Source organism: Streptococcus varani (assembly GCF_001375655.1).
In the GTDB taxonomy this organism is placed as follows: Bacteria; Bacillota; Bacilli; order Lactobacillales; family Streptococcaceae; genus Streptococcus; species Streptococcus varani.
The window spans coordinates 506,411-512,440 of record NZ_CTEN01000003.1 but is presented as its reverse complement, the minus strand read 5'-3'; the positions used below and the strand labels follow the sequence as shown (position 1 = coordinate 512,440).

7 protein-coding genes and 8 tRNA genes are annotated in these 6,030 nt (G+C 41.1%); 11 read left to right on the top strand and 4 right to left on the bottom strand.

Annotated elements, in window-relative coordinates; genetic code table 11:
* Positions 1-3: 3 nt before the first annotated feature.
* The 8 genes from BN1356_RS08620 to BN1356_RS08585 all read left to right on the top strand — a co-directional run bounded on the left by BN1356_RS08620 (position 4) and on the right by BN1356_RS08585 (position 694).
* Positions 4-93: transfer RNA gene (locus BN1356_RS08620), tRNA-Ser, on the top strand.
* A gap of 14 nt (positions 94-107) precedes the next feature.
* Positions 108-181 (top strand) — tRNA-Met (locus BN1356_RS08615).
* Positions 182-190: 9 nt separating this feature from the next.
* A tRNA-Phe gene (locus BN1356_RS08610) sits at positions 191-263 on the top strand.
* Between the two features lie 14 nt (positions 264-277).
* A tRNA-Tyr gene (locus BN1356_RS08605) sits at positions 278-358 on the top strand.
* Between the two features lie 4 nt (positions 359-362).
* Positions 363-433: transfer RNA gene (locus BN1356_RS08600), tRNA-Trp, on the top strand.
* 11 nt (positions 434-444) lie between these two features.
* A tRNA-His gene (locus BN1356_RS08595) sits at positions 445-517 on the top strand.
* Between the two features lie 7 nt (positions 518-524).
* Positions 525-596, top strand: a tRNA-Gln gene (locus BN1356_RS08590).
* A 14-nt stretch (positions 597-610) separates the two neighbouring features.
* Positions 611-694, top strand: a tRNA-Leu gene (locus BN1356_RS08585).
* A 285-nt stretch (positions 695-979) separates the two neighbouring features.
* On the opposite strand, the gene BN1356_RS08580 is transcribed toward BN1356_RS08585, so the two are convergent.
* The 4 genes from BN1356_RS08580 to BN1356_RS08565 form a co-directional block, all read right to left on the bottom strand.
* Positions 980-1,297 (bottom strand): DUF960 domain-containing protein, encoded by a 318-nt coding sequence (locus BN1356_RS08580; RefSeq protein ID WP_093650973.1) that lies wholly within the window; start codon positions 1,295-1,297, stop codon positions 980-982.
* A 65-nt stretch (positions 1,298-1,362) separates the two neighbouring features.
* Positions 1,363-1,896 (bottom strand): nucleoside tri-diphosphate phosphatase, encoded by a 534-nt coding sequence (gene ntdP / locus BN1356_RS08575; RefSeq protein ID WP_093650972.1) that lies wholly within the window; start codon positions 1,894-1,896, stop codon positions 1,363-1,365.
* Positions 1,897-1,970: 74 nt separating this feature from the next.
* Positions 1,971-2,747 (bottom strand): recombination regulator RecX, encoded by a 777-nt coding sequence (recX, locus tag BN1356_RS08570; RefSeq protein ID WP_093650971.1) that lies wholly within the window; start codon positions 2,745-2,747, stop codon positions 1,971-1,973.
* 10 nt (positions 2,748-2,757) lie between these two features.
* Entirely contained in the window at positions 2,758-3,537 is a 780-nt protein-coding gene (locus tag BN1356_RS08565) for an aminoglycoside 3'-phosphotransferase (RefSeq protein ID WP_093650970.1), read from the bottom strand.
* Between the two features lie 156 nt (positions 3,538-3,693).
* Here BN1356_RS08565 and BN1356_RS08560 point away from each other — a divergent pair, with 156 nt between their 5' ends.
* Genes BN1356_RS08560 through rlmD form a run of 3 tightly spaced genes read left to right on the top strand, consistent with a single transcriptional unit; the run spans position 3,694 to position 5,937 of the window.
* Positions 3,694-4,320 (top strand): tetratricopeptide repeat protein, encoded by a 627-nt coding sequence (locus BN1356_RS08560; protein ID WP_093650969.1) that lies wholly within the window; start codon positions 3,694-3,696, stop codon positions 4,318-4,320.
* Complete coding sequence (locus BN1356_RS08555) at positions 4,278-4,580, top strand: DNA-directed RNA polymerase subunit alpha C-terminal domain-containing protein (RefSeq protein ID WP_176694260.1); 303 nt, start codon at positions 4,278-4,280, stop codon at positions 4,578-4,580. The genes BN1356_RS08560 and BN1356_RS08555 overlap by 43 nt, the downstream gene beginning before the upstream one ends.
* Before the next feature lies 1 nt (position 4,581).
* Positions 4,582-5,937, top strand: coding sequence for a 23S rRNA (uracil(1939)-C(5))-methyltransferase RlmD (gene rlmD / locus BN1356_RS08550; RefSeq protein ID WP_093650967.1), 1,356 nt, complete (start codon positions 4,582-4,584; stop codon positions 5,935-5,937).
* Positions 5,938-6,030 lie beyond the last annotated feature (93 nt).

The following is a 6,030-nucleotide window of genomic DNA, read 5'->3' as shown; positions in this document are numbered from 1 at the left end:
TTTGGAGGATTACCCAAGTCCGGCTGAAGGGAACGGTCTTGAAAACCGTCAGGCGTGTAAAAGCGTGCGTGGGTTCGAATCCCACATCCTCCTTAAAATATTGTTAACGCGGGATGGAGCAGCTAGGTAGCTCGTCGGGCTCATAACCCGAAGGTCGTAGGTTCAAATCCTGCTCCCGCAATTAAATTATGGCTCGGTAGCTCAGTTGGTAGAGCAATGGATTGAAGCTCCATGTGTCGGCGGTTCGATTCCGTCTCGCGCCATTATTTTATATTTTGGAGAGATAGCGAAGTGGCTAAACGCGGCGGACTGTAAATCCGCTCCTTCGGGTTCGGGGGTTCGAATCCCTCTCTCTCCATATTACGGGCATAGTTTAAAGGTAGAACTAAGGTCTCCAAAACCTTCAGTGTGGGTTCGATTCCTACTGCCCGTGTCCAGAATATGGCGGTCGTGGTGAAGTGGTTAACACATCAGATTGTGGCTCTGACATTCGGGGGTTCGATTCCCCTCGATCGCCTATTTTTTGGGGTATAGCCAAGCGGTAAGGCAAGGGACTTTGACTCCCTCATGCGTTGGTTCGAATCCAGCTACCCCAGTTATAAATTTTTAAGCCGGCGTGGCGGAATTGGCAGACGCGCTGGACTCAAAATCCAGTGTCCTCACGGACGTGCCGGTTCGACCCCGGCCGCCGGTATATTGCTTAAAAGTTGAAAAGACAAGGTTTCTAAGCCTTGTCTTTTTTGTGTACGATGGTCATAAGTTGTAGATATCAAACGAAAGTCCTCCGTGGGTCCCTCCCCCCTTACCGGTGTTCCCAATCGCAACTCCTAAACTTAACTGTCGTTATGTAACTGTAGTGGGTTGATGAAACGTCTATATTCGTTATTAGAATTTGTAATTCACATATCCAATAATTTTTTATCTGAGTTAAGAGGTCTATAATGTTTGTTGAACAGTTCTTTTTTGGTTTTATATAGTTTTATAGATTGATTACTTCATCTGGATGAGCGATGGTTTCTTTACCATCACGATCAACGACTATTACGGAATGAGGATAAAATGGATCAAATTTGTAAGGGAAATCTACGGTAATCTTTTTAGGATATCCATTTTGAGAAAATGTGACAGACAGTAGGCCGTTTTTGTTTTTTAGATGAAAGTAGAGGATATGGTTTAAGGGAATGACACCTTTTAAATATTGGTCTATAAAGTACCAGAAACTGTCGATTACTTCTCCTGGTAGGGAGGTTACAATGCCAAAAGTGGCATACCTTCCTTTGGTATTGGTAAAGGCCATGTATTCTCCTTTTTCTTTCTAGGTATGAAAAAAGCCTGTTCAACAGGTTTTTTCTTTATGCAACTTTAACGATTTCTCAGTTCTAAATAGCGTTTGTACCAAATATTAACATAAGCTTGTGAGAAGGGACCACGTTGATGATTGATCCAATCAACAAGAATTTTGACATTTTCTTTAAGAATGTAATCAATATCAGCTGGATACTGCATCTGCTTGCGATGCTTTTCATACTCATCCACATCTAAGAGGCGTTTTTCTCCATCAGAGAAGACTTTGACATCTAAATCGTAGTCAATGTATTTAAGGGCTTCGCCGTCCAAAATATAGGGACTTGCTAGATTGCAGTAATAGGATGTTCCATTTTCACGAATCATCGCGATGATATTAAACCAGTATTTCTTATGAAAATAGACAATTGCTGGTTCTCGTGTGACCCAGCGGCGACCATCATTTTCTGTCACCAAGGTGTGGTTGTTGACGCCAATGATGGCATTTTCTGTTGTTTTTAGTACCATGGTATCACGCCAAGTTCGGTGTAATTCCCCGTCATGTTTATAACTTTGAATTGTAATAAAGTCGCCTTCTTTGGGCAATTTCACAATGTTACCATCTTTCTACAATTTAAGTTTAATCCAGATTATTATACCATATTTTTACTAGAATGGGGTGAATTTTATATGTAATCTCTAAGGGCGGACTTGATTTGGTCGTAATCATAGCCTTTTCTGGCTAAAGATTGGGTTAATCGCTGTTTCAATTCGTAGCCGTCATATTTTTTTGAATACTTTCTAAACTGTTTCTCTAGTTCCTTATAAATAAAGTCTTCTTCTTGTTCTTGGTCTGCTTGGAGTTCCAATGTTGAGATGGCTTGTTTGGCCTGATTATAGGAGAAGCCTTTGGTCATCAAATTATGGGTTACTTTGTCTTTGAGTGCTTTAAGAGGGAGTTTACTGTGGTATTTTTTAACGAGTTTTCTAGCAACTCGCTCAGCAATTTCTGTAAAGTCGTAGTTGGGGATCAGTTGGGCTAGTATACTTGTATCGATCCCTTTTTGACTTAGTTTTTGTTGAAGGACGAGAGGCCCCTTGTCACCTGATAGCTGGTTCTGTTCAATGAGGTTCTTCGCATAGTTTTGGTCGTTAATCCAATTATCTTTTTCTAGTTCTAAAAGGATTTGTGGGATGATTGTGGCTTCAATGTCATGTGAATGGAGGTAGTCACTGACTTCTTTTTTTGTTCGTTGTTTGAAAGAAAGATGATAAAGGGCTAAATTTTTTCCATAAGAAAATTGGGCAAATGTTTGGATTTCTTTTAATTCTTTTTCGGATATTTCCTTGTCTTTTGAGAGAAAGAAGCGGACGATGGTATCTTCTGTAATGTAGACTTTCTGGTCTGTATCTGTTTCAAGGAGGTAGAGTCTTTTTTTCTTTTCGAGTTTGGTGATTTTCATCAGTTTCTTTCTAGCCAAAGGCTTCGAAGGCAGCAACAATGGATAGGTGTTCCATATTTATCTGTTCTCTGCCGTAATAATCTAAAAATAGATCTCCATAGATGGGTGTGCCTAAATTATAGTTGAGGGACCAAATGACCCAGTATAGATCAATATGGCGGTCGCTGATGCCAGCTAGGCCCAAATCTATGAAAGATGAGAAGGTATGAGCATCTTTTAAAATAATATTTGGTAGACAGGCATCTCCATGGATAAGGGCATTGTTTGTAAGAAGATGGCCTTTTTCTTGTATGAGTTTGTATGCTTCTTCTTTGGTCGTGATGCCAAATTGTGGAAGGAGGGCTTTTTCATAAAAGAGACCTTTTTGGTAATTTTCTTGGGCTATTTTCCGATAATTTTCCAAGCGATCTTGAATGGGAAAATCCTTGGGAGTAAGGCTGTGGAGTTTTTTTAGAGCATTTGCCAGCGTAAAGCAGACTTCTTGGGGATTTTCTAAGAATGAAAGGGCAGAATAGCCATTGGCTTCTTTTGTAAGCAGATAATCCATATCGTCATAGGTCAGGTATTCTAAAACTGGGACTCCAAGATTTAATTCGTAAAAGTACCTTGCTAAGAGGTTTTCTTCTTGTAATTTAGTAGCTTGGTCTATTTTGAGGTAATAACCCCTGTCACTATAGAGGACGGTGGCTCCTGAGTGGGATGAGGAATCAGAGAGTTTTGAACCTTTTAGGTAGGGTTGTAATGGTTCTGGTAAATCAGATAGATTTGGAAAGGTATTGTTTTGAGGCATGAGCTGGGGTTCCTTTGTTTTTGGGAGTTCATCCTATATTTTAAAAATCTCTAGGAGCTTGGGGAAAGATTTCTATCTTAAATGTGTGATTTTCATAGGTTTATTATAACAGAAAATGGTAGAATAGAGGGAGATGATTCAGGAGGAAGTTGTGTAATGAGAGATAATATAGTGGATTTTAACCAATATTTAGAACCAAGAGAAGAAGAGGGCAGAGAGAGCTTTGGCAATGTGCTGGGACAGGAAGGTCCTTACCAGGATGTAAAACTGTTAGAGGCATTAGTGGCTGAAGAGCGACCTAAATGGCTTAGGACAGCTCGTGCGGGCTGGACCAATCGGGATGAGAAAACCTTTCTAGCTATTTATCGAGATTTAGCCGGACAGTACAAACTAACTGGTCGCTACCGTGAGGCGTTAGCTATTTTTCAGGAATTATACAGTCTAGATTATAACGACCAGCTGGATACTCGCTATGAGATATTGTCACTTTATGTGATTTTGTCTGATTTTCCGAAAGCCAAATCATTTTTCAATAGCCGAGAAGATTTCGGAGAAGATGGTGCAATGGTATTGCTTTATCTTGTTGCCGCTCTGATGGCTGGGGAAGAAGAGATTGCCGAGGACTTGTTTGAAGAACTTTTAGCTACCATTGATGGCTTTGAATATTTGGAGTACATCGAGATTTTCCTTTTGATGAGGTTCAACAGGTCGCTCTTCATTCGGCTTATATGCCAGAAACGGTGTCAGAAATCTATTGGGCATTTTTTGCAATTTTTCCAGTGACCTTGGTGGCGGGTCCCTATATTCAGGGATTTTTCAATTCTTTTATTGATATCGGTGAGATTTTTCGACAAATGGGGACTGTCTTGGTAAGCACTAGTTTGAAAGCTCAAGTAACAGACTATTTAAAGACAATTGGCATTACTACATTAGAGGAGCTGTCGCAGTTGACGGAGGAAGAATTTTTAGCCATTAAGGGTGTGGGTCCTAAGGTCTTAGACATGATCAAGAGGGAGGGAGCTGTTTTCAGACAGCCTGATTAAAATGAACTTGCGAGTAAAACAAAAAATTCCGCTGAAAATCAAGCGGATGGGGATTAATGGTGAGGGGATTGGTTTTTTCAAGAAGACATTGGTCTTTGTACCCGGTGCCCTCAAGGGAGAAGATGTTTTTTGCCAGATTACGGCTGTGAAACGAAATTTTGCAGAGGCGCGTTTGTTGGAGATCAATAAGGTTTCCAAGTTTCGTGTCGAGCCTGCTTGTGACATTTATGAGGCTTGTGGTGGCTGTCAAATCATGCACTTGCGCTATGATAAGCAGTTGGATTTTAAGGCGGATTTGTTGCGTCAGGCGCTCAAAAAATACCAACCTGCTAGTTTTGAGGAATATGATATTCGTCCAACCTTAGGAATGCCGGAACCCAGATATTATCGTGGGAAGCTTCAGTTTCAAACGCGGTCTTTTAAAGGCAAGGTTCAGGCGGGACTTTATGCGGAGGGTAGCCATCGTCTAGTGGCCATTAAGGAATGTTTGGTCCAGGATCAGACAACACAAGCTATCATCATTCAGGTTGCTGATTTGCTGACCAAGCATCAGATTCCCATTTATGATGAGCGTAAGATTCAAGGAGTTCGAACGGTTATGGTTCGTCGAGCTAGGGAAACTGGCCAGGTGCAGTTGATTTTTGTTACCTCTCGTCAGGTGAATTTAACGGGATTGATTAAGGAATTGGTGGCAGAATTTCCGGCTATTGTAACGGTGGCTCTCAATCATCACAAGTCCAAATCCAGTGAGATTTATGGAGAGAAGACGGAGATTATCTGGGGGCAAGAAAGCATTCGGGAATCGGTTTTGGGCTATGAATTTGACTTGTCACCTCGGGCTTTTTACCAATTAAATCCTGAGCAAACAGAGGTTTTGTATGGGGAAGCTGTCAAGGCACTGGATTTGGATGGATCAGAGCATCTCATTGATGCCTACTGTGGTGTGGGGACCATTGGGTTTGCTTTTGCTGGGAAGGTCCAGTCTGTAAGGGGGATGGATATTATCCCTGAAGCCATTGAAGATGCTAAGAAAAATGCTGCTAGGCTGGGTTTTGAAAATACTTACTATGAGGCAGGTAAGGCAGAAGAGATTATCCCTAAATGGTATGCCCAAGGTTATCGGGCAGATGCTTTGGTGGTCGATCCGCCACGTACTGGTTTGGATGATCGTCTGTTGGAGACAATTTTGAAATACCAGCCAGCTAAAATGGTTTATGTTTCTTGTAACGTATCAACTTTGGCGCGTGATTTGGTCAAATTGGCTAAGGTTTATAAGGTAGACTATATCCAAAGCGTGGATATGTTTCCTCATACTGCAAGGACCGAAGCGGTTGTGAAGTTGGTTAGGAGATCCTAAAAAGCATCGAATGATGAAAAAAATAAAAATGACTACAATTTCTGGTAATAACCAGTTTCCTCTTGCTTTCACTCCTCGAAAATAATATAATAA

What these genes read in the sequence shown, in the direction of transcription:
- BN1356_RS08580 (WP_093650973.1), bottom strand. Translation starts at nt 1,297, where the DNA reads ATGGCCTTTACCAATACCAAAGGAAGGTATGCCACTTTTGGCATTGTA.
- recX (WP_093650971.1), bottom strand. Translation starts at nt 2,747, where the DNA reads ATGAAAATCACCAAACTCGAAAAGAAAAAAAGACTCTACCTCCTTGAA.
- BN1356_RS08565 (WP_093650970.1), bottom strand. Translation starts at nt 3,537, where the DNA reads ATGCCTCAAAACAATACCTTTCCAAATCTATCTGATTTACCAGAACCA.
- BN1356_RS08560 (WP_093650969.1), top strand. Translation starts at nt 3,694, where the DNA reads ATGAGAGATAATATAGTGGATTTTAACCAATATTTAGAACCAAGAGAA.
- rlmD (WP_093650967.1), top strand. Translation starts at nt 4,582, where the DNA reads ATGAACTTGCGAGTAAAACAAAAAATTCCGCTGAAAATCAAGCGGATG.